Raw genomic sequence first — 20,381 nt, forward strand, 5'->3', positions numbered from 1 at the left:
AGATTTGAAAGTGAACAGGAAAGTCAATGAAATCAACGATCTACCAACACCACCTCCGCGCCAGTGCTAGCTTTTCGTACCGTCACTTATTGCACTGAAAACGAGGAGACCCCGGGGAGCTCCGCTCGATCTTGCGGGAGTCGCTGCGTGGCGGATTCACCCGCGCGACCAGGCGAGGATTGCCGATGCATGCCGGGGGATCCTGCAGGGTGGGGATCCGCATTTCGTGTATGAAGCACTGGCCATGCTGGCCCTGCAGCTGGGACGAGCGAGCGGGCGTGCAGCGGCCAGCGATCCGGCGGGCGCCGTCGCCCACGATGCACGCTTTCTGATCTGCGCCGTGGCCGAGGCGATCGGGTACCTCGGTTCAGGCAGGGTGCCGACGCGGCCGAACCCCTCGGAGCCGATTGCTTCGAACCTGCTCCGGGCATTCGGACGCGAGAGCTCGCCGGAGCGAGTCCACGCCATGAACGCGGCGCTCGTGCTGCTCGCCGACCATGAATTGCCGCCGGGCACGCTGGCGGTCCGCGCAGCCGCCTCGGGCGGTGCGAGCCTGTTCGACTGTATCGCGGTGGGCATCTGCGCGAGCGCCGGGACGGAGATTGCCCGTCACTACGAGGTCGTGGACCGGTTCATCACTGCTAGGCCCGCCGCAGCGGCATTGCGCGAGAAGGCCTTGCGCCTCCATGCACACGGGCAGCGCATCCCGGGGTTTACCCATCCCCTCTACCCGCGCGGCGACCCGCGCGCGAGGTGCTTGCTGTCCCTCGCCGCCGAGCTGTCCGGCAACGCGTTCAACATGGATCGGGTGGCCGCCTTCGTGCGATGGGCTCAAGAGGAGCTTGGCGATCACCCGCGGCATGAGTTCGGGGTCGTGTGCCTGGTGCGCGCGCTCGGGCTGCCGGTCTGGTCCGCGGGCGTGATCTTCCTGGTGGCGCGCATGGCCGGGTGGGCGGCGCATGTGCAGGAGCAGCGCGGCGCGACCGGGCTCTGGCGACCGCGCGCCCGGTACGTTCCGACGCCGGAGCGCGGCAGCTAGCCGGGCTCTCCTCAGCCTGCTGCGGGCGAAGCGCGGTCAAGGGCAGGGCCCCGGCGTGCCTGCAGTGGCCCCTACTAGCGGAGCTTCACGTGGACGTTCTTGAGTTGTGTGAACTCCAGCAGCTCTTCCTTGGACTCCTCCCGGCCGACACCGGACTGCTTGTAGCCGCCGAACGGCGCGCCCGGAATGTGGATCGAGCATTCGTTGATCCACAAGTACCCCGCCTGGATGCGCTTGGCCGCACGCAGACCAGTGTTGAGGCTGGTGGTCCAGACCGAGGCCGTCAGCCCCAGCTCGATGGCGTTGACATCTGCGAACAACTGGTCTTCGTCCTCCCAGGAGAACACCGAGAGCACGGGCCCGAAGATCTCCTCCCGAGCGATGCGCATATTGGGACGCACATCGGTGAATATCGTGGGTTCGACGAAGAGGCCGGCCTGCAGATGCGCCTCGCGCGCCGCGCTGCCGCCAGTGAACAGCGTGGCCCCGTCCTCGATGCCCGCCTGTATGTAGTGCAGCGCGCGTTCGTACTGAGCACGGCTGGCCATCGCCCCCATGGTCGTGTCCGAGTGCGTCGCAATGCCCGGCCGATGCTTCTGCGCGAGTTCCCGCGCGACGCTCTGCATGAATTCGTCGTGGATGGACCGGTGCACATACAAGCGGCTGGTGGATCCGCAGGACTGCCCGCACCACGTGAAGTTCATGCCGCGCACGGCGCCCTCTGCCGCGCTGCGCAGATCGGCATCCGGATAGATGACCATCGCGTTCTTGCCGCCGAGTTCAAGAAGCGTGTGCTTCATCGTGTCGGCGGCGGACCTCAGGACCGCTTTGCCCGCGCCGACGCTTCCGATCAACGCAACAGCGGCGACATCCGGATGCGCCGAGAGCGCGGCGCCGGTCTCCCGGCCACCCGTGACGCAGTTCAGCACGCCGGGAGGGAACAGGCCGTCCAGGATCTCCATCAACCGAATGGTCGACAGCGGCGCCTGTTCCGGCGGCTTGATGACGACCGTGTTGCCCGCCGCGAGCGGCGCGGCGATCTTCCCCGCAGCGAACATGAACGGATGGTTGAAGGGAAAGATCCGGGCCACGGGGCCGAGCGGCTCCCTCAGCGTGTAGTTCAGCGCACCGTTCGCGGTCGGGATGGTTTCTCCCTTGATCTCGAGAACCAAGCCCGCGAAATAGTCCAGTTGGGTGGCTGCGATCTCGGCGTCCATCTGCATGGCGCGCACCGGGTTGCCGCAGTTGGCGGCGTCCAGCAGGGCCAGCTCGCGCGCGTGCTGCCGCACGCGGCGTGCAGCTTCCCGCAGCAGCGCGCCGCGCTGGAGCGGGGGCGTGTCGGCCCAGGCCGCAAAGGCGGCCTTCGCCGAGGCGACCGCGGCGCCGACCTCCGCCGCCGCTGCGGCGTTGACCTCGGCCAGGAGCTCGCCCGTCGACGGATTGAAGGTCGGGATGGTCTGCCCCGAGCCCCCTTGCCACTGGCCCGCCCAGAAGAGGCCACTCGACCGGGGCAGGATGCCCTTGACGTAGGGGCTCAGGTCGCCGCTGTCCGGCAGGACGATGGCATCCGTGCTCATACTCCACCTCCTTGCGCATCCTCATGCGACCGTGTCATGCCCGACGCCATGGCGGCGCTGTAGCCCGGCGTCACCCGCACATCGACGACCACGGTCGAGCCTTCTCGCACCGCAGCGACGGCGCGAGCCAGGACCTCGTCGAGCTCGGCGGGGTCAGATGTCGGTCCGAAGCCCTGCAGTCCCAGGCCCTGCGCCAGCTGGGCGAGGTCCGGGTCCGGGTCTCCGATCCGCTGCCCGATCCAGCGGTTCTGCACCGGGCGGTCGCGGTCACGCGCGACGCGCTCCTGGTGCAATTCGTCATTGAAGAACGAGCGGTTGTTGCAGACGATGGTGAGCAGGGGGATGCCGGCGTTCGCTGCCGTCCAGAGCGCCGTCAGACCCATCAGGTAGTCACCATCGCCCGTCATCAGCACGGGCAGGCGATCACTGGCGCGCAGCGCCAGCGCCGCGCCGACCGCCATGCCCGGACCGGATCCGATGCCGGCGCCGCCATCCATGCCCAGGTAGTCCAGCGGATCCCGGAAATGGCCCATCTCTCCGCTCCAGCCCAGCGGCACGCGGATCAGCGTCACGGGCTGACTGCCGGCCGCCCGGCGCAGGGCATCCGCGACCATCGCGATGCTGATGGTGCCGTCCTCCGGCGATGGCGACCTGGTGACCGTGACCGTCACGGCCTCATTGCGGGCCGGTCGGCTCGCGCAAGCGGTACACAGCAGCGGAACAGCGACGTCGGGTTCGACCGGCATGAACACGTCGACCGGCGGCAGGCCCTGGTGGTCCATGCTCCAGCCGCGATGGCTGTAGTGGTCGAGCGAGATCTGGATCACCTTGGCGTCCACGTCCTCGTTGCGCCACGCCTGCTGTAGCGTCCCGCTCAGGTCGTACCAGTCCAGACTCAGGACGACGTCGGCCGCACGCAGCGTGCGGGCCGCGTCCGGCGTCAGGAACACGCCCGGCACCGCCGCGTGCAACGGGTGATCCGTGGGGAACGCAGCGCCGGCCCGCAGATCCGTGAGAACCTGCGCGTTGAGCTTCTCGGCCAGTTCGATGCGTTGACGCCAGGCCTCGCTCGACCTGGAGACCCGACCCATGAGGATGACCGGACGAACCGCAGAGGAAAGGAGGTCCGCTGCCCGTGCCAACGCTTCCTGCGCGGGCGCCGCAGGCGAAGGAACCGGATAGCGGCTGACGTCTGGCAGCGGGGGGATCGCGTCGATCCGCGTTTCCTGGAGGGAGACATCGAAGCACACGTAGGTCGGACCTGCGGGCGCAGTCAGTGCGATCTGTTTGGCCCTTAGCAGCGCTTCGTAAGACGCGCCGACGGAGGCCGGCTGCGCATCCCACTTGCTGAAGTCGCGGATGAGCGCGCCCTGGTCCTGCGCGGTGTGCATCCAGTCGATCCAGGGGCGCCGCTTGGCGGCATCCACCGGGCCGGTGGCGCCCAGGACCACGACCGGCACACGGTCCACCCACGCATTGAAGATCGCCATGGATGCGTGCATCAGACCCACGTTGCTGTGAACGATGGCCGCGAGGGGCTTTCCGGTCACCTTCGCATAGCCATGGGCGATGGCTACCGCATGCTCCTCATGGAGAACCACGAGCATCTGGGGATCGACGTTCCCGAGATGGTTCACCAGGCTGTCGTGCAGTCCCCGGAAGCTAGAACCAGGGTTCAGAAGGACATAGGGGATGTCGAGCGCGCGGATCATCTCCGCGATCGCGTCGCTGGCCCACAAGCTACCGTAGCCATGGCCATGGCTAGGGACAGGCACGTCGCGGCGCAGTGGGGTTGGTCGCCTGGAATTCAATTGAGTGCTCCGTTCATTCGGCTTTGATGCCTGCGCTCTTGATCACGCTCGCCCAGCGCTCGGTGTCCTTCTCGACGAGCTTGGTCATCTCCTGAGGAGTACTGGATCGCGCTTCGATGCCTTGCTCGGCGAGCTTTTCCTTCACCGCGGGTTCCGCCAGGACTCCGATGACATCGGTGCTGATCCGCTTGATGACCGCAGCAGGCGTCCTCGCAGGAGCAGCAAGGCCGAGCCAGATCTCGCTGTCGTAGCGGGGCAGTCCTGCCTCAGCGACAGTGGGCACATCGGGCAGCAGGCTCGCGCGCCGGGCGCCGCCGACGGCCAGCGCGCGCAACTTTCCGCTACGGATGTGCGGCAGCAGCGAGTTGATGGCACCGAACTGCAGATCCACCTGGCCTCCCAGCAGGTCAGTGATCGCCGGCGCCGCGCCTTTGTAGGGGACGTGAATGATGTCGGTGCCCGTCATCGACTTGAAGAGCTCTGCTGACAGGTGCTGCGGGCTGCCCGTGCCCGAAGAAGCATAGGACAGCTTCCCAGGCGCGGACTTTGCAAGGTCGACGAGCTCTTTGACGGTCTTGGCTTTCACGTTGGCGTTCACAACCAGAACAACGGGAACCACGCCGAGCTGAGTGATCTGGGTGAAATCACGCGCGACGGCGTACGGCGTGTTCGGCAGCAGTACCGGATTGATCGACATGGTGTTGTTGTTGGTGATCAGCAGCTTGTAGCCGTCCGCAGTGGCCTTGGCCACATGGTCGGTGCCAATGCTGCCCGCAGCGCCAGCTTTGTTTTCCACGACAACCGGTTGCTGCCAGATCTGGCTGAGCCGCTGACCAATCATTCTGGCAATGACATCGTTGCTGCCCCCCGGCGTGAACGGTACGACCAGGGTGACGGGCTGGCTGGGGTAGTTGTCTTGCGCGATGGCAGGGTGGCCCATGATCGCGGCGAGGATGGACGCAGTCGCGAGGAGTGAGCGACGCGAAGGTATCGATAGTTTCATGGTGTCTCCGGTGGTGGGTAATTCGAGGCTTCCTAAGAAGTCTCGAATCCTAGGAACCACTTTGGATGTCATCAAGCTTGAATGCACTCTCAACCAACGAAAAATGCTGTGGAAAGTGCCTGCATCCACAGGGGCATCAGTGCAATTCCTAGGTTGATTGGAGACTCAATCCGCGTTGTTGAAACCGGCAGCAGCACAGTTACTTGAGCTTTGCCTAGCTGCATCGACGCGGAAGTGTGTATGCGCGGCGCCGGTCCGCAAGGCATACCGAGCAACCCTGGCAGCCTGCTAGCGTTGCGGTACGCGGTACATGGCGTGCTGCGCACCACAACTGCTACCCATGTCTGCATGCGAGAAGCGGCTCTGCATTCATTTCTTCGATACAGAGAATTGATTGCACCGCATTGCCTTGCCTGCAACGGCCCAACAGAATTCACTCGGAACAGGAAGCCACCGTGACAACGAATCGCGGTTACCGGAAACAGCCACAGGAGACAACACTATGAAGATTTCCAAGGTCGCAGCCACTTTTGTCGCGTCGTTTTGTTGCGCCGCCCTACCGGTCCTCGCGCAAGCGCAAGGCCCTCGCGATTTTCCCGATCGACCCATCAGACTGGTCGTGCCTTTCCCTGCCGGAGGTCCCACCGACTTGTTGGCCCGCTTGGTGGGGCAGCGCATGGGTCAGGCGATGCGTCAGACCATCGTTGTGGACAACAAGCCAGGCGCCAACACCATCATCGGCGCGGATGCCGTCGCCAAAGCCCCTGCGGATGGTTATACGCTGCTGATGGCAATCGACAGCACGCTGGTAATGAATCAGTACCTCTATGCGAAGCTGCCCTACGACCCCATCCGAGACTTCGAGCCGATCGGCAAAGTGGCCACCACCCCGTTGGTGATCGTGACCCATCAGACCGGACCGCAGTCGATGCAAGCGCTGGTGGCGCAGGCAAAGGCCGATCCCTCCGCGCTGAGTTATGGTTTTGGCACATTTACCTCGCAGCTCTCTGGAGAGCTGCTTAAACGCACGCTGGGCAAGGAGGTCGTCTCTGTGCCATACAAAGGCAGTGCGGGTACGACGCAGGGTCTGCTGTCCAAGGACGTCACGTTCACCATCGACGGTATCACGGCCGCTATGCCCCATTTTGAAAAGGGCACCTTGCGCCCGTTGGCACGGCTGAGCACCAGGTCCATCCCGTCGCTTCCGAATGTGCCGACATTGGCCGACGTGGGCGTCAAGCTGCCCGATATTGATGTCTGGATGGCATTGCTCGCGCCCAGGGGCACGCCGGCGGACGTGGTGGACAAGCTCAGCCAGGCGTTGTCGCAGGCGCTCGCCGCCAAGGACGTACAGGAAAAGCTCCTGGCCGCGGGCCTGCTGGCCGACGTCAGTTCGCCCCAGGCACTGCGCAGTTTCATTGCCTCAGAGGCCGCGCGCTGGCGTCCCGTCATTGCGGACGCCGGTATCAAGATCGATTGACTTTCTCCACTCCTGAAGGAACCAACCATGAGCACCACTTCTCTTTCTCGCAGCTTTGCTCCGATCGTCCACAGTGCAGCTGAATGGCGCGCGGAGATGGCACGTCTCACCCGGCCGGGGCAGCCCAGCTTCTTCCATATTCGTGCCCAATTGCCGATGCAGGGGCGGACCAACCAGGTGCTGGGCGCCTCGCGCTACATGAACGTCGTGCTCAAGACCTACGCCAGCGGCGGCGAAAACGAGATCCACGCGCACTCCAACGAGGACCATGTGTTCGTCATCCTGCAAGGCCGAGCGACATTCCATGGGCCGAACGGAGAGGCGCGCGAAGTGGGCAGAAACGACTGCGTACTGCTACCTGCGGGAGTTTTCTACTGGTTCCAGGCCAAGGAAGACGACGAACCACTTGTCATTTTGCGCATCGGTGCGCATATCGACCCAGACAGCGATGTGCTCGCTCGCATCGACTTGGAGGGCAAACCCTTCGACGGCTACTCGGAGAAGAACAAGGAAGTGCCAGTGGTGCTTCACGAGGATCGCATCTTCGAATGATCGCGTATTGGTAGTCATCCCCGCTTCGTCGATTTTGCTCAATCCCTCCATGATTCCGCTCTGTCAGCCTCCCGATCCAGTTTTCCGCCGGCCCCAACTGGCCTGTCCGCCAGGTGCGACGGATTGCCATGTGCATGTCTACGGACCCGCCAGCCGCTATCCTGTTGCAGCGACCCGTGCCTTCGACGTGCCCGACGCACTGCCCGCCAAGCTGAGGGAACTGCACGACATCCTTGGAGTCCAGCGCCTGGTCTTGGTGCAGCCCAGCGGCTACGGCACCGACAATCGCCGGCACCTAGAGGCTGTGGCCGAACTTGGACGTCCGGCGCGTGTCATCGCCGCGTTGCGGGCCGAGGTGCCGGATGCCGAGTTGGACCGGATGCATGAGGCCGGAGTGCGTGGCGTGCGTTACAACATTGGCCATGCAGGTGCCGTACCGTTGGCTGAGATGCCAGCGCTGGCGGCACGCATCGCCCGCCTGGGCTGGCATGTGCAACTGCATGTCATGGACGACCAAGGCCGCGTCCCCTTGGTTGACATCGAGGCGACGCTGCGTGAACTCCCTACGGACGTCGTGATTGACCACATGGGCTCGTTGAGGCCAACTGAAGGGCTGGATCAACCCGGGTTCCAAGCATTGCTGAGGCTGGTGAACACCGGGCGGTGCTGGGTCAAGCTCTCGTGCGGTTACCGGATGTCAGCCTTGCCGCCGCCCTACGATGACATGGTGCCCTATGTACAGGCGTTGCTCGCCGCGCGAGCGGATCGCCTGGTATGGGCCAGCGACTGGCCTCACGTGTCCTTCAAGGGGCTGATGCCCAATACCGCTGACCTGCTAGATCAATTGCTAACTTGGGTGCCGGACGAGCGGCTGCGCCACCGGATCCTCGTGCTCAATCCCGAACAACTCTACGGATTCTGAGCGGGCTGTCTGCTCCCTCGACACCGTAGCCATTCCATCCCAAGGAGAACCCATGTCCATGATCCGATTGCTGCGCCGTGCGGCGCTGCTCGCACCGTTCCTGGCCCTCGCCACTTCGGCTGTAGTGGCACAGGATCAGTCTGCCTCCGACTTTCCGTCCAAACCGGTTCGCTTGGTCATCCCGTTCCCCCCGGGCGGGCCCGCCGACGTGCTGGGTCGCGCGATTGCACAGCGCTTGTCGGACAAGTGGGCCCAGCCCGTGGTCGTCGACAACAAGGGCGGCGCCAATACGCTGATTGCCGCGCAGGAAGTTGCCCGAGCAGCACCCGATGGCTATACGTTGTTCATGCCCCTGGATTCGACCTACACCCTGAATCCGGCTCTCTACTCTCGGTTGCCCTACGATCCTGTCAAAGACTTTGCATCCATCTCGATCGTGGCTCGGCAGTCACTGGTCCTCACTGCGACCGACCGCACGCCCTTCAGGACAGTGGCCGACGTGGTGGCTGCGGCGAAGGCCAACCCGGGAGGCATCAACTACGGGTCGAGCACCACGTCCACGCAGCTTTCGGGCGAGCTTTTCATGCGACAGACTGGCACCCGCTTGGTCCACGTACCGTACCGAGGTGCCTCAGAGGTGCTCAAGGGCATGTTATCGGGTGACGTCCAGGTCAGCTTCGACGGAATCGCCTCAAATATCCCGCACTTTCAGTCCGGAAAGATCCGCGCACTCGCAACAACTGGGCCCCTTCGCTCGCCGGCACTGCCCGACGTGCCCACGCTGGCGGAGGCAGGACTCAAGGGCTATGAGGTCGTGATGTGGAACGCCTTGTCGGCACCCGCCGGTACCCCAAGGCGAGTCATCGACAAGATTAACCGAGATGTGGTGGAGGTGCTGCGCCGCAAGGATGTCAAGGAGCAGCTCATGGCGTTCGGGCTTGAGACAGTCGGGACCAGCCCGGAGGAAATGGATGCCACCATTCAACGGGAAACAACACGATACGCTCCTCTGATCAAGGAACTCGGCCTGAAATTGAACTAGGGAAGAGGGGGCCGAAATGGAAACACCCGTTCTCGACTATGGATCGCGCGGGCGAATCGGTCTGCTGCTGCCTTCCGTGAATCAGGCCGCCGAGCCCCAGATTCGGGCGATGCTGCCCAGGGACGTCGGCATCGCCGTCACGCGACTGAAGCTGGTGGACAGTTCCGAGCTGGGCTTGCTCAGCATGACGCACGATGTCGAAGCTGCGGCCGCACTGCTTGCGGACGCGGGCGTCGATCTCGTGGTATTCCATTGCACCGCGGTTTCGACCTACAGCGCGGAGCTGGAGGCGTCAATCCTGGAGCGCATCGGTGTTGCCACGGGACTCCCGGCTACGGCGACATCGCAATCTCTGGTGGCTGCGCTGGATGCCATGCGGGCACGCCGGGTGGTGCTGCTCTCACCCTACACGGAAGAGGTCAACAAGCGAGAGACTGCCTACTTCGTTCGACGGGGGTTCGATGTGTTGGGAAATGTCGGCCTGAATTGCAGTACTGGCCGAGAGATGATGGCCGTTACGCCTGAGGCATGGCAAGCCTTTGCCCTGTCACAGGTCCAAACCGAGGCTGAGGCGTACGTACTTAGCTGCACGACCGTACGGACAGCCGAAGCTATTGAATCTCTGGAGTGCTCCCTTGGAAGCCCTGTCATCACCAGCAATTCGGCAGTTGCCTGGGATTGCATGCGTAGGCTCGGCATAAGCGCGGTTGTGCCCGGCTATGGCCGCCTACTCGGACACGTTGCAGGCCACTGAAGCGGCTGTCGTCTCCTTATTGGCAGATTGCCGCACCATCACATCCGCAACGAGTGGCAGGTCCACGGCTCCCAGAGCTTGACGTAGATCGTGTCGATGTGCGGGCGATGTCCTCGCGGTGCAGCATTAGGCCAGTGTAGTGGGAGAAGCCTCAATTTCAGTTCTGACGTGTCGGTACCTATCAGGTAATCATCGTTGATCTATATCACTGTCCCCAACTGCCGCCTGAACTCCCAGGAGACTTGGTTGCCGTGCACAGACACTGCGAGTTTCTGTCCTAGCCAAGGCTCGATTACCGACCTCCACGGCACCAAACTGAACCCCACGCCGTCATCAAGCATCGCGAAGCGCCCGCTGGCGAGCATGATGCTGCGGCGATAGATGCCAGCAACGCGGTTGCCATCTGTCACCGGGCGATGTTCCCGTCCGGTTTCAGCCGCAATGTCCTGTGCGGCCTTTGCCAACTCGCGTCCGCGTAACGTCGCCAACAGATTGCGCGCCAAAATCACACGCTTCCCGCGTCGCTCTGCCAGCCCCTGTTCGACCAAAAACTCGGCACGCTGTTGCAGTGCATCCTTGACCTCGCTGCCAAAGCCCACGTCGCCCAGCCCATTACCGCCACCGATCAATTGCTGGTCGAGCCAAGTAGCGCCGATCGCGTGGGACTGCTGCTCGATCGGGAGATGCGATTTCAGCTCCACCACCACGCCACCGCCCAGGCGCTGGGCATCGTATTGGCGGCCTCGCTCGACCAGGTCATCAGGTACTCGCCAGGCGCCTTCGACCATGCGCTCCACGATGCCGCCGCGGCGCAGGGCTTCCAGCCGACGGATGTGCGCCGCCACGACCTCGCGCGGGTCACGGTCGGGTGGGGCTTGGCTCTGCGCAAGCGCAAGGTGATGGTCGGTGCGATAGATGCCGCCCACCGCGAGCGAGGCGATTCTCTGGTCGGCGGCGCGCACTTCGGTTGCACCTTTCACCTCCACCACGGCGCCGCTCGGGTACTGCTCCAGTTCCGACTGCGGCGGCAGAGCGATGTAGTGCGCTTTGCCGTCGGTCCCGTCGATGACCAGATAGCCCTTGTCGTACAGCTCGTCTGCCAGCCCTTTGGCGGCCACGCGGCCGACGATGGAACGGCCTCCCTCCCCGGGCTGGAACACGGCCAACTCACGCTGCTTGCCGCTCATGGCGCGCTGCATGGTGCGGATGATGTCACCGCGCTCACCCATGGCCCGTAGTGTCGGCTCGGTCTCGGGATGAATGGCCCACACGCCGGGCTTCTGCTCAGTCGCCAGCCCCATGCGCTGCAAGCGCTGTAGGCGTCCGATCAGCATTTGCCGCTGACGTTGCAACCGGGGATCGGCTAGCGTCTCCGGCAGCACCAGACCGTCCTTGGCCACGCGCTGCAAGGTACGATCCAAACTCGTCCACCGCTCCTGGTCGACTTCGCGTTGCATGGCGTGCTGGATCTCCAACTCGGTGCGCGGCCCCAGCCACTCGGTTGCCAGTTCAGTGGCCCGGTAGCGCATCCCCACAGCGATGTAGTCGCGGGAAATGACGAGGTCTTTGCCGGTGTCGTCCTTGCCGCGCAGGACGACGTGCGTGTGCGGGTTGTCGGTGTTCCAGTGATCCACCGCCACCCAGTCCAGTTGGGTGCCCAGGTCCGACTCCATGCGCGCTATCAAGTGCCGGGTGTAGGTGCGCAGATCGTCGAGCTGTTCGGCGTCCTCGGGCGAGACGATGAAGCGGAATTGGTGGCGATCCTCGCGTCCGCGCTCCTCGAAAGCGGCGGTGTCCGCCGCGCCAGTGGTCGGACCATAGGCGTGGCCCGGCCCGCCTTGGCGATCAACCCCTTCGCGTTCGATGTAGCGCAGGTGCGTAACGGTTGAGCGCGGCCCGACCTTGGCCAGATGGAGCAGTCGCGCCTTGATCGTCACGCGGCGGGCGTTGGGCGTGAGCGAGGCCCCGGCGAACCGGGCCGCGACATGGCCGCGCCCCAGCCGGGAACCGGGTCGCTGACCGGTTTCGCCGACCCGCTTGCCGAGCTTGGCGCCGGCCTTGTTGGTCTGGCGCAGCACCTTGTTGATGAAAGCGTCGCCGCGCTGTTTCGGCGTGCCGGGACGGAGCCGAAAGGGGTCGTCATTGCTGTGGCTCATCGGGCGACTCCATCCAAGACCGGCGCAGTCAAGCGGGCGAAGCACGCGCCTTCTCCAATGCCGATGCGGCATTGCGCACTCTCGCGGCACGCCGCTACCCCTTGGCGCGTGCCGCGCCAACCCCTTGTGCAGACAGGGTTTTCAAGCGGCCGGGTGCCGCGACCTTTTATCTTGCCCTGCATCTTTCCCCGTGCATTCACGCGGTCCACCGGGCCGGTGGGCACGGTGAGGCGATGCACCGGTGGCAGCGACGACTGCCGTCGTGCGGCCGTCATGGCTGCTCCTGCAGCCACAGCGGCTGCGCAATGCCGATCACATCGACGGCGCGCACCGGCCCGAAGTAGCGGCTGTCGAACGACGCCGGATTTGCCGCGCTGAGCAGGAAAACCTCGTCAGCCTGCAGGCGGCGGCATTGCGACCAGTCTTGCAGCGGGCGGCCCATACGGTCAACGCTCAATGCGGTGGCCACGGTGTGCCCGTCGATGCGCACAACCTGGCCGGTGATGCACACGCGTTGTGGTGCCACGGCGCCCACGCGCTTGAGCAGTGGCACGTGCAGCGGCAGGTAGCCGCGCTGCGCGGCCAGTGCAGAGGCTTCGGCAGGCAGGTGGACGAGCACGATGCTTCCGACCTGCAGATCAGCTGGCTGCGGAGTGGGGTCCTGCTCCAGCGGCTTGACGCTGTACCAGCCCATCTGCACGCTGTCTGACGGGTTGTAGACCAAGCTTGGCAAAGGCTTGGCGAAGGAGGCCCAGGCAAGTGCTGCCAATGCGACGGCCGTCGCGCTGCCGAGCGCAAGGATGGAAGCACGCGAGCTGCTCATTGCAATTCCCCCGTGGTCAATGCTGCGGCGTGACGTTCGGCGGTGTAGGCAGGCAATTGAAGCGGTGCAGACGACGGACCAGCAGTCCACGCTGCGAGCCGGTTGCCCAGCGTGCACCAGTACGCGGTGGCGACCGTACAGGCGTCGATGCCCTGGGCCTCGATGGCGTCGATCTGCTGCAGCACGGTGCGCACCTTCAGTTCGCCTTCGGCGTGCAGCAACAGGCGTGCTCCCGGGCGCACGCCGGGCAGGCGCTGCAGGGTGTCCAGCGGAGCGCCGGCCTGCAGCACCATCAACTGCCACAGCGTCGTGCCATGGTCATTGGCTTGCCAGCGCACGCGGCAGAACGTGGCCAACGGTTTGAAGACGGCGCAGCGCCGCCAATGGTCGAGCTGCAGGGTGTGTTCCGGTTGGCCAAAGCGCAGGTAGAGGTTGAACCGCTGGTGGACATAGGCCAGCGAGACGCGGGTCAGCGGCGGGGTGCCGGCCGGGTTGCGCTGCAGCGCAAGAGGCTGCGGCAGCGGCGAATGTGCTGCGCCGTGCGCGACCGTGCCGTCGGGCGTGGATTGCATGTTCATGGGGATGTCTCCGAACGGGATTGAGGGAATTCGCGCTCCAGCAAGGCGCGCAGCAACTCGGCCACGGTGGTGCCTTGGGTGAACGCCGAGACCTTGATGCGCGCGCGCATGGCGGGCGTAACGTCCAGCGTCAGGCGGGCGGTGAAGAGGTCGCCTTTCTGCAGGCTTTCGCCGTCGCCCTGGCGCACCCAGGCCTCGGCCTGTGGGTTGGCGGGCGGACGCGAGCCAATGGCGATGCGTTTGCCACGCTGCGTGCGTTCTTCCGTCATGACGGCCACCGAAGCAGTTCATCGACCAGCGCGGCCACCTCGCGCGCAGCGGCGCTGTCGGGCGCGGTTTCGCAAGCCAGCCGGCCGGCGGCCACGCTGTCGGCGAACACGATGCGTTGGTGCACTTCCGAGCGCAGCGCGGGCAGCGGCTGCTCTGCCAGCGCCTGGCGCGCTTCGCGACCAATGACGGTGGTGCTGACGCGCCGGTTGATGACAAAGGCCGCGCGCAGCGTCGGGCGGAACACTTGGGCTTCTTTGATCAGCGCCACCATCTCGGCGCTGGCCCACAGGTCGTAGGGACTGGGTTGCACCGGGATGATCACGCGGTCGGCCGCCAGCAGCGCGGAGCGCGCCAGCGCCGCGATGCGGGGTGGGCCGTCGATGACGACGTGATCAACCCGGCGGGCGAGCTCAGGGGCTTCCTGGTGCAGGGTTTCGCGGGCCAGGCCGACGACGCTGAAAAGCCGGGGCAGACCCTGCTGGCTGCGGCGCTGGGTCCAGTCCAGTGCCGAGCCTTGCGGATCGGCATCGAGCAGCACGACCTGCTGACCGCGCAGCGCGAGCTCGCCCGCGATGTGGGTGGCCAGCGTGGTCTTACCCACGCCGCCTTTCTGGTTGAGCAGGGCCAGGATCATGGGGTCGCTCCTCCTGCTCGTAGCGTGGCGCATGCGGCGTGCCGACCGTCACTTGTCCACCGAAACGGCGCGCTCCCACTACCAGTTAGATGATTCTGGTTAGAGCAGTTACGGATGGTGCAAAGCCGCGCCGCTATTGGGCTGGCGGCCGATTGGCACGCCTGATGGCACGATAGACACACGCCTGATGGCACGTGGCTGCACACGCCCGATGGCACGAGCCCGTCCACAAGCCATGAACCGCTTATCCCCGTGCCGTGGGCGGCACCGGCCGAAACGTCAGCACTTCGGCGCCCGTGCCCGACATGCGGACGATGCCCAGGCGGTAGCCGGGCATGGACTGCCGCGCCACCAGGGCGCGCAGGTCGCAGGCGAAGTCGTGCGGCTTCGCCGTGCTGCCCGATTTGCGGTGCAGGTGCTTGAAGTCGAACTGCCAGCCAGCGGGCTGGTGCCCGCCGTGCTTGCGCACCAGGCGGTAGAGCCAGCGCTCGATGCCACCGGTGAGGTCGAAGTAGGCCGGGTCGATGGTGAGCACCAGGGTGGCGTCCAGCACGCCCGCGTAGAACCAGTCCGGCAGGATCAGCTCGATGCCCAGCGGCGTGCCGCGAGCGTCGGCCAGTTCCTTCCACTCGTTGATCCACGAAAACCGGTGCAGGCGCCGGCCGGTGGTTTCGCGGATGGACGTGGCCACGGTGGTGGACTGCAGGCGATCCAGCGCGGCCTTGAGGCGCTGGTAGTCGCGCAGCGAGACCCCGCGCCCGATGAAGCGCAGGATTTCGTAGGGCCGGGCGCGCATGAGGCGCGAGGTGGTGATGCCGGCGTCGCGCGCCTCCACAATCTGGCTGGCAGCCCAGATGAGGATGTCGGCGTCCCAGATGGTTGCGATGCCGTGTTCCTGTGTGCCTTCCACGCGGATGGCGACGTTGCCGCTGCGAAAGTCGATGGGCTTGGTGCGACGTGACTTGGCCAGCGAGAAGAAGGGGTAGGCCATCAGGTCCTGGCTGTCGCGCGGTGCCATGTCGCCCGGCAGCGCGCGGAACAGGTCGAGCTGTTCCGCCGGGCGCTGGGGACGTGGCGCTGGCAAGGTCATCAGCCGTTGGCAAGGGAGAGGGCGCGCAGCGCCCCTCAGCGCGCACGGCTGTCGGCCGAGTGGTGCTCGGCGTACTCGGGGTCGGACGTGGCCTCGAAGCTGCGCTGGTCGGCCCAGGTTTCGAGGTCGGTGACGGCGTACATGACGCGCCGGCCGAACTTGCGGAAGCGCGGTCCGCCGCCGATGACGCGTTGCTTTTCCAGCGTGCGCGGCGACAGGCGCAGGTAGTCGGCGGCCTCGTCGTTGGTGAGGTAGCGCGGCGGTTGCGGCTTGGCCGCAGCTTGTGCGGAGGCCTGCGGCGAGTGAGCGGATGCGGCGGCAGGCCGCAAGGGAAAGGGTCGCATGTGAGGCGCCTCCATCGGTCAGGAAGGCCCGCCTGCGGGGTTGCAGGCGGGTGGAGGCAGTCTCAGGAAGCGCGGGCGTTCTGCTCAGGGACGATCTGAAGTGGGGCTGTTTCGTCCCAGGGGCGGAGGGGCGAGCGGATCGAGACCCGCCAGCTCACGGTAGCCGCCATCCAACAGAGAACGGCCACGCTGCACCAGGCGCCGCACGCGGGCACGCAATGCGCTGTCGGCGTGCCAGTCGGATGCGACCTCGGTCGAGCCGAACAGCCCTTCGGCAATCTCGCGCAGCGAGGCGCCTGCCTGGCTGGCGTCCAGTGCCTGCAGGGTCAGCAGCGCCTGCAGGGCACTTTGGCTGGGCCGTGGACAGGTTGCGGCTGAGGGCTCGCAGCGACTGGCGGCGGCCAACTGGTCCAAAGCGTTCGCCAGGTCACGGTAACGTGCACCGGGTTCTCGGCAGGCGCGCATGGCAAAGGCGTGCGGCATGCCATCGTGCAACTCGGGCGACAGCATCAGGCGCACACAACAGCCGGGCCAGCGCGCGGCGAGCACGAGGCCTCGGCCATCGTGCTGCAACTGCTTGCGACCCGGTAGGCGCCAGAGCTCGAAGGGGGAGGTCTCGGGGATTAGGTCATCGTCGGGTATCACGCGAATGGTGCAGGCCCGGGCGTTGAGCCAGTCGGGCAGCGCTTCGCGCGCATCCAGCGCCGGGTCTTCCAGTGTGCGCAAGCCCCAGGTGTTCGCTGTGCCGAAGTCCTGCGTGTGCCAGGCCAGACCGTAGCCGGGATGGCGCCGCAGGTACTCCCAGGCCAGCGCAGGGCCATCGAGATGCAACACGTAGAGGTAGGCCGCGCTGGCGTGCCAGGGCGGCGGCCGGGCGGCCAACTGGCCGTCGTCGAGATGGACCATGTGCGAACTCCCTGTTCTTGTGCAGGAACGTCGCATCGGCCGGCAAGGGCTACGGGTTCATCGGTCAACGATCCGGTCGTGAAGGGCTGCGCGGGGGGGAGCGTCCGATGGTGGCCGGGCTCGTCAACAACGGGCCCAAAGCGACGGCCACGTGGTGGAAGATGGTGGAAGACCATCGCGGCAAAACTGACCATGGCGTGGTGCAGCGTGTTTGTCATGTCCATTTCGGTCTGGATCGTGACCGGGAATGGCATCAGCAGCAGTCGGACCCATGGGGTCTGACGCGCACGGCGATCCTTTGCTCAATCCGTGATCGAACCGTTGGCCTGTGCCAGCCGCAGGGATTCCGACATCGGCCGCACGGCATGGAAGTACAAGTCGCGCCGCACCGGTATCCGCTGAGGGCCGACGATGGTCGCGAGGTCCGACAGCTTGATGCTGCCCATCTCGGGCATGCCGATACCCACGTCGCACAGCCCCCAAGCGGTGTCGCCATCGGCTGGGTCGAGCGCTGCGAGCAGCCAGGTCGCGTGCGCGTCCGGCGTGAAAAGACGGACCACGGGCCACAGGTCGACCTGCGCGTCAGCGGCGCGAGCACGTCCGTTCTCCAGCAACTGCGCGCGCTGCTCGTCGGTCACAAGGGGTTCAGTCGGCATGGTCAGGGTGCGTGGCGCTGTGCGGAAACACGTGTTGCATCAGAAGCACCGAATCGCAAAGCCGCTTTCGTGCCTCCCCGGAAAGACGCAGAGGCGCTTTTGCAGAAAAGCACCCTTGCACGAAAGCTGAAAGTCGGCATGACGTGAATGCTCGATTGAGCCAATGTGGCTTTGAGGCTTTACGTAAATACACGAGTGTTACGCAAAAGCACGAAAACACCCATACGGAGATTCACCAAAGCGGCAGCGCAAATCGCGAATGAGTTAAAGATAACGTGGTTTTAATTGTCTCTCGACAGGACGCTTCTGTCCATGCAGAAGCGTCCTGTCCAAGCTGGCCGTCCGGCCGGCGCCACCACCTTCGATGCCGAACTGGCGCAAGCCTTCGGCGCGGCGGTGCGTGCGCTGCGCTCGGAGCAGGGCATGGCCCAGGAGGCGCTGGCGCACCGCGCGGGCATCGAGCGCTCGCACATGGGCAAGATCGAGCGCGGCGAGCACATCCCCTCGCTGCCGCTCATCTTCAAGATCGCGGCAGCGCTGGAGTGCGGTGCGACCGACCTGATGGCCGCGACCGAAGCCCAACTGGGTTCGACCGCGGCCTGAGACTGCAGGCTCGCCTGCAGCAGCGATCCCGCCAGGGCGGCGGGATCGGACCGGCCGTCAGGCCGTCGGCTTGCTGCGCGACCAGATCAGGTTGTGCGTGCCGTCCTCTTCCTCGATCAGGCGGGCGTAGATGGTGGCCGGAAACGAAGGATCGTCCAGCGTCACCGACAGGTAGGTGCGTTCGGACTGGCTGACCTTCTTCCAGGCGGCGCCGATGTCGTAGCCGGTGCCGGCCTGGATGCGGTAGTCGGGGGCGTTCTCGCTGCCCTTGTCGTTGCGCACGAACTTGACCTTGACGTTGAGCGTGAGGGTGCGAACGGTGCCGATGAAGCCGTCGTTCTGAGCGGTGAAGGTGCCGATGTTGGCCATGATGATTTCCTTTCGGGTTGCCAAGGTCGCGCCCATCGCGTCCTTGTTGTGATCCGTTAGGCGGGGGACAGGCGAGCCGCACCCCACAGCGCAGCGAAGGGGCCGCAACAGCGTGGAGGACCGGCAGGCACGGGAAATTTGCCTCGCGAGGAATCCGCGCAGCGGAGGGGAAATTTCTTGGGCCGTACGGTTGCGGCCATCAAGCCCGAGGCGCAGCCGCGACCCCGCCAGGATTCACAACGAGACAAGGACGCTTGGGACGCGCCTGTCACGAAAGGCCTCGTGGCCGAGCACTTTCACCACGCTTCCGGTAAGACTTCAACGGCCATTACCCTTGCGCCATTGGTCAGAGTCGCAACGACGCGAGAAGCCACTGCAGCATCCACCCGGCGCCTCGCATCGCACGTCGCCTGTCAGGTTCGACCAGTACGGTGCCAATACCCATGCGGTATGTAGCGATCACCCCGGCCAACTGCCCGCCAGCGTGAGGGAGAACGGCATGCCAAGCAACCCAGCGCAGCGAGCAAGGGCGTAGCACCCGGCTCATATGGCGGGTCATGCAGAGCCGGATGCCGGCGCACGAACACTTCCGCCCCCCAGGCAAGCGCAGCGCGCAGGCGTGAAGGATCGAAGCCGAAGGGCCGTGACGGCTACGACGGCACGGGGCGCAGCCCGAGAGCCTGGCGGCGCAGGGCGCCGACACGCCCGGCCCCGGGATTCACTGTCACCAAAGTCACATGAAGAAGCTGCCCTGGTCCGAGTAGCCCTTGGTGTCGATCTTCAGTTGAGCCAGCCAAGGTTGGACCGCCCGTTTGCAGGAAAAGTCCTCACCGCCGTCCTGAACCCACGCGCCCAGGCGGCGCTCCACCCAGGCGTGTGCATGGGCGTCGCCATCGCGCAGACCATTGAAACGGTCGGGCTCAATGCCCTCATGCCGCGGGTCGAGCACCACGTGGATCGACAGCTCGTCGCCGCTGATGGCATCCACACTGGCCACGGCTGCATGGCCGTCCTCCAACTCGAAGCGATAGACGTGCCGCTTGCAGAGCTGACTGTGTGGGTTGCCGCCAGGCCACCAGTTGTCGCTGGGCTCCAGGCCGAACAGTCGTTGTTCCAAGCCTGCATTGATGGCGGCGACCACCAGGTTGCGCCAGCCCATCCATCGCACACCGCGCTTCTTGTTCAGCGGGAAGTTGCGAAATGGCGAGTACGAGTGTTCGAACTCCGGGACAAGGCGCAGATCCGCCGTGGCGTTGTAGCCCAGCTCCTTAAGTCGGCACACCATGCGCGCATTGTTGGGCTTGGGGACCTCAACGGTTACACGACCGTCCAGCGCAGCGCGAAGTGCCGCATGCGTCTTGAACCCGAGCGCCGACGCGAGGGCTTCGCTGAGATGAGCGGAAGGGACACCGCTCACGCGGTGCTGGGCACTGTGCTTGAGATTGCGCAGCGCCGCTTTGGAGACGAAGAATGTCGAATCAGACATGCCAAATTCCTTTGTGCATGGTCGATGACTGCCGATTACGCACCGACCGGAGGAATGGACACGGTCTGCGATCAGAGGAGGGAAGCGAGAAACGTCGTTTAACCCGGCAGCAGGTTCAGCGTGACGCGGCTGTGTTGGCATTCTATGCGCTGACATAGGCTGCGTTGGCAGGAAGCGCCCGCGCAAGCCCTTGCGCGCCGCCACGCCGCCGCCTGACCGAAGGCGGCGGCGTGGCGGTTTTGTGTGAACGCGTTTTGCACGAACGGTCGCGAGCCTGCGCGCATAC

The 20,381-nt window shown here is 65.2% G+C and carries 21 protein-coding genes; 7 read left to right on the forward strand and 14 right to left on the reverse strand.

The genetic code is table 11. The annotated features are described in order from the left end of the window. Nucleotides 1–244 precede the first annotated feature (244 nt). On the forward strand, nucleotides 245–1,039 hold the full coding sequence (locus ASE11_RS02735) for a citrate/2-methylcitrate synthase (RefSeq protein WP_056265702.1): 795 nt from the start codon (nucleotides 245–247) through the stop codon (nucleotides 1,037–1,039). Nucleotides 1,040–1,113: 74 nt separating this feature from the next. On the opposite strand, the gene ASE11_RS02740 is transcribed toward ASE11_RS02735, so the two are convergent. From ASE11_RS02740 to ASE11_RS02750, 3 genes are all read right to left on the reverse strand, one after another. Next, nucleotides 1,114–2,616: an aldehyde dehydrogenase family protein gene (locus ASE11_RS02740; RefSeq protein ID WP_056265705.1), complete on the reverse strand. Its 1,503-nt coding sequence runs from the start codon at nucleotides 2,614–2,616 to the stop codon at nucleotides 1,114–1,116. After that, a complete protein-coding gene (locus tag ASE11_RS02745) occupies nucleotides 2,613–4,328 on the reverse strand; it encodes a thiamine pyrophosphate-binding protein (RefSeq protein ID WP_414842423.1) in 1,716 nt (571 codons plus the stop codon). The genes ASE11_RS02740 and ASE11_RS02745 overlap by 4 nt, the downstream gene beginning before the upstream one ends. Before the next feature lie 112 nt (nucleotides 4,329–4,440). Beyond that, nucleotides 4,441–5,430, reverse strand: a complete 990-nt coding sequence (locus tag ASE11_RS02750) for a Bug family tripartite tricarboxylate transporter substrate binding protein (protein WP_056265708.1) — start codon at nucleotides 5,428–5,430, stop codon at nucleotides 4,441–4,443. Between the two features lie 502 nt (nucleotides 5,431–5,932). Between ASE11_RS02750 and ASE11_RS02755 the strand changes: the two genes are divergently transcribed. Genes ASE11_RS02755 through ASE11_RS02775 form a run of 5 tightly spaced genes read left to right on the forward strand, consistent with a single transcriptional unit; the run spans nucleotide 5,933 to nucleotide 10,180 of the window. Next, nucleotides 5,933–6,910: a Bug family tripartite tricarboxylate transporter substrate binding protein gene (locus ASE11_RS02755; protein WP_056265712.1), complete on the forward strand. Its 978-nt coding sequence runs from the start codon at nucleotides 5,933–5,935 to the stop codon at nucleotides 6,908–6,910. A 27-nt stretch (nucleotides 6,911–6,937) separates the two neighbouring features. Continuing rightward, nucleotides 6,938–7,462, forward strand: coding sequence for a cupin domain-containing protein (locus tag ASE11_RS02760; RefSeq protein ID WP_056265717.1), 525 nt, complete (start codon nucleotides 6,938–6,940; stop codon nucleotides 7,460–7,462). A gap of 49 nt (nucleotides 7,463–7,511) precedes the next feature. Then, nucleotides 7,512–8,384, forward strand: coding sequence for an amidohydrolase family protein (locus ASE11_RS02765; RefSeq protein ID WP_235501174.1), 873 nt, complete (start codon nucleotides 7,512–7,514; stop codon nucleotides 8,382–8,384). Between the two features lie 52 nt (nucleotides 8,385–8,436). Next, the gene (locus ASE11_RS02770) at nucleotides 8,437–9,426 is read left to right on the forward strand and encodes a Bug family tripartite tricarboxylate transporter substrate binding protein (RefSeq protein ID WP_056265723.1); all 990 of its coding nucleotides are present in this window, start codon (nucleotides 8,437–8,439) and stop codon (nucleotides 9,424–9,426) included. A gap of 16 nt (nucleotides 9,427–9,442) precedes the next feature. Then, nucleotides 9,443–10,180 (forward strand): aspartate/glutamate racemase family protein, encoded by a 738-nt coding sequence (locus ASE11_RS02775; RefSeq protein ID WP_056265726.1) that lies wholly within the window; start codon nucleotides 9,443–9,445, stop codon nucleotides 10,178–10,180. A gap of 200 nt (nucleotides 10,181–10,380) precedes the next feature. Here ASE11_RS02775 and ASE11_RS02780 read toward each other — a convergent pair whose 3' ends face one another. The 9 genes from ASE11_RS02780 to ASE11_RS02820 form a co-directional block, all read right to left on the reverse strand. Then, the gene (locus tag ASE11_RS02780; RefSeq protein ID WP_056265729.1) at nucleotides 10,381–12,336 is read right to left on the reverse strand and encodes a relaxase/mobilization nuclease and DUF3363 domain-containing protein; all 1,956 of its coding nucleotides are present in this window, start codon (nucleotides 12,334–12,336) and stop codon (nucleotides 10,381–10,383) included. 271 nt (nucleotides 12,337–12,607) lie between these two features. Then, nucleotides 12,608–13,159 (reverse strand): S26 family signal peptidase, encoded by a 552-nt coding sequence (locus ASE11_RS02785; RefSeq protein ID WP_056265732.1) that lies wholly within the window; start codon nucleotides 13,157–13,159, stop codon nucleotides 12,608–12,610. Further along, nucleotides 13,156–13,737 (reverse strand): DUF2840 domain-containing protein, encoded by a 582-nt coding sequence (locus tag ASE11_RS02790; RefSeq protein WP_235501175.1) that lies wholly within the window; start codon nucleotides 13,735–13,737, stop codon nucleotides 13,156–13,158. Before ASE11_RS02790 ends, ASE11_RS02785 begins: the two co-directional genes overlap by 4 nt. Further along, entirely contained in the window at nucleotides 13,734–14,006 is a 273-nt protein-coding gene (locus ASE11_RS02795; protein ID WP_056265735.1) for a hypothetical protein, read from the reverse strand. The genes ASE11_RS02790 and ASE11_RS02795 overlap by 4 nt, the downstream gene beginning before the upstream one ends. Next, nucleotides 14,003–14,641, reverse strand: coding sequence for a ParA family partition ATPase (parA, locus tag ASE11_RS02800; protein ID WP_056265738.1), 639 nt, complete (start codon nucleotides 14,639–14,641; stop codon nucleotides 14,003–14,005). Before parA ends, ASE11_RS02795 begins: the two co-directional genes overlap by 4 nt. 244 nt (nucleotides 14,642–14,885) lie before the next feature. Then, nucleotides 14,886–15,731 carry a replication initiator protein A gene (locus ASE11_RS02805; RefSeq protein WP_056265743.1) on the reverse strand — a complete coding sequence of 282 codons (846 nt, stop codon included), beginning with the start codon at nucleotides 15,729–15,731 and terminating at the stop codon, nucleotides 14,886–14,888. Between the two features lie 35 nt (nucleotides 15,732–15,766). After that, nucleotides 15,767–16,075 carry a helix-turn-helix domain-containing protein gene (locus tag ASE11_RS02810; protein WP_056266240.1) on the reverse strand — a complete coding sequence of 103 codons (309 nt, stop codon included), beginning with the start codon at nucleotides 16,073–16,075 and terminating at the stop codon, nucleotides 15,767–15,769. A gap of 84 nt (nucleotides 16,076–16,159) precedes the next feature. Further along, on the reverse strand, nucleotides 16,160–16,981 hold the full coding sequence (locus tag ASE11_RS02815; RefSeq protein ID WP_056265746.1) for a DUF2285 domain-containing protein: 822 nt from the start codon (nucleotides 16,979–16,981) through the stop codon (nucleotides 16,160–16,162). 302 nt (nucleotides 16,982–17,283) lie between these two features. Then, on the reverse strand, nucleotides 17,284–17,637 hold the full coding sequence (locus ASE11_RS02820) for a DUF2958 domain-containing protein (RefSeq protein ID WP_056265749.1): 354 nt from the start codon (nucleotides 17,635–17,637) through the stop codon (nucleotides 17,284–17,286). A gap of 312 nt (nucleotides 17,638–17,949) precedes the next feature. Between ASE11_RS02820 and ASE11_RS02825 the strand changes: the two genes are divergently transcribed. After that, on the forward strand, nucleotides 17,950–18,240 hold the full coding sequence (locus ASE11_RS02825) for a helix-turn-helix transcriptional regulator (protein WP_056265752.1): 291 nt from the start codon (nucleotides 17,950–17,952) through the stop codon (nucleotides 18,238–18,240). 57 nt (nucleotides 18,241–18,297) lie between these two features. On the opposite strand, the gene ASE11_RS02830 is transcribed toward ASE11_RS02825, so the two are convergent. Then, on the reverse strand, nucleotides 18,298–18,609 hold the full coding sequence (locus ASE11_RS02830; protein WP_056265757.1) for a DUF736 domain-containing protein: 312 nt from the start codon (nucleotides 18,607–18,609) through the stop codon (nucleotides 18,298–18,300). Nucleotides 18,610–19,342: 733 nt separating this feature from the next. Continuing rightward, nucleotides 19,343–20,095, reverse strand: coding sequence for a hypothetical protein (locus tag ASE11_RS02835; RefSeq protein WP_056265760.1), 753 nt, complete (start codon nucleotides 20,093–20,095; stop codon nucleotides 19,343–19,345). Nucleotides 20,096–20,381: the final 286 nt, after the last annotated feature.

Source organism: Hydrogenophaga sp. Root209 (assembly GCF_001428625.1).
Taxonomy (GTDB): Bacteria; Pseudomonadota; Gammaproteobacteria; order Burkholderiales; family Burkholderiaceae_C; genus Hydrogenophaga.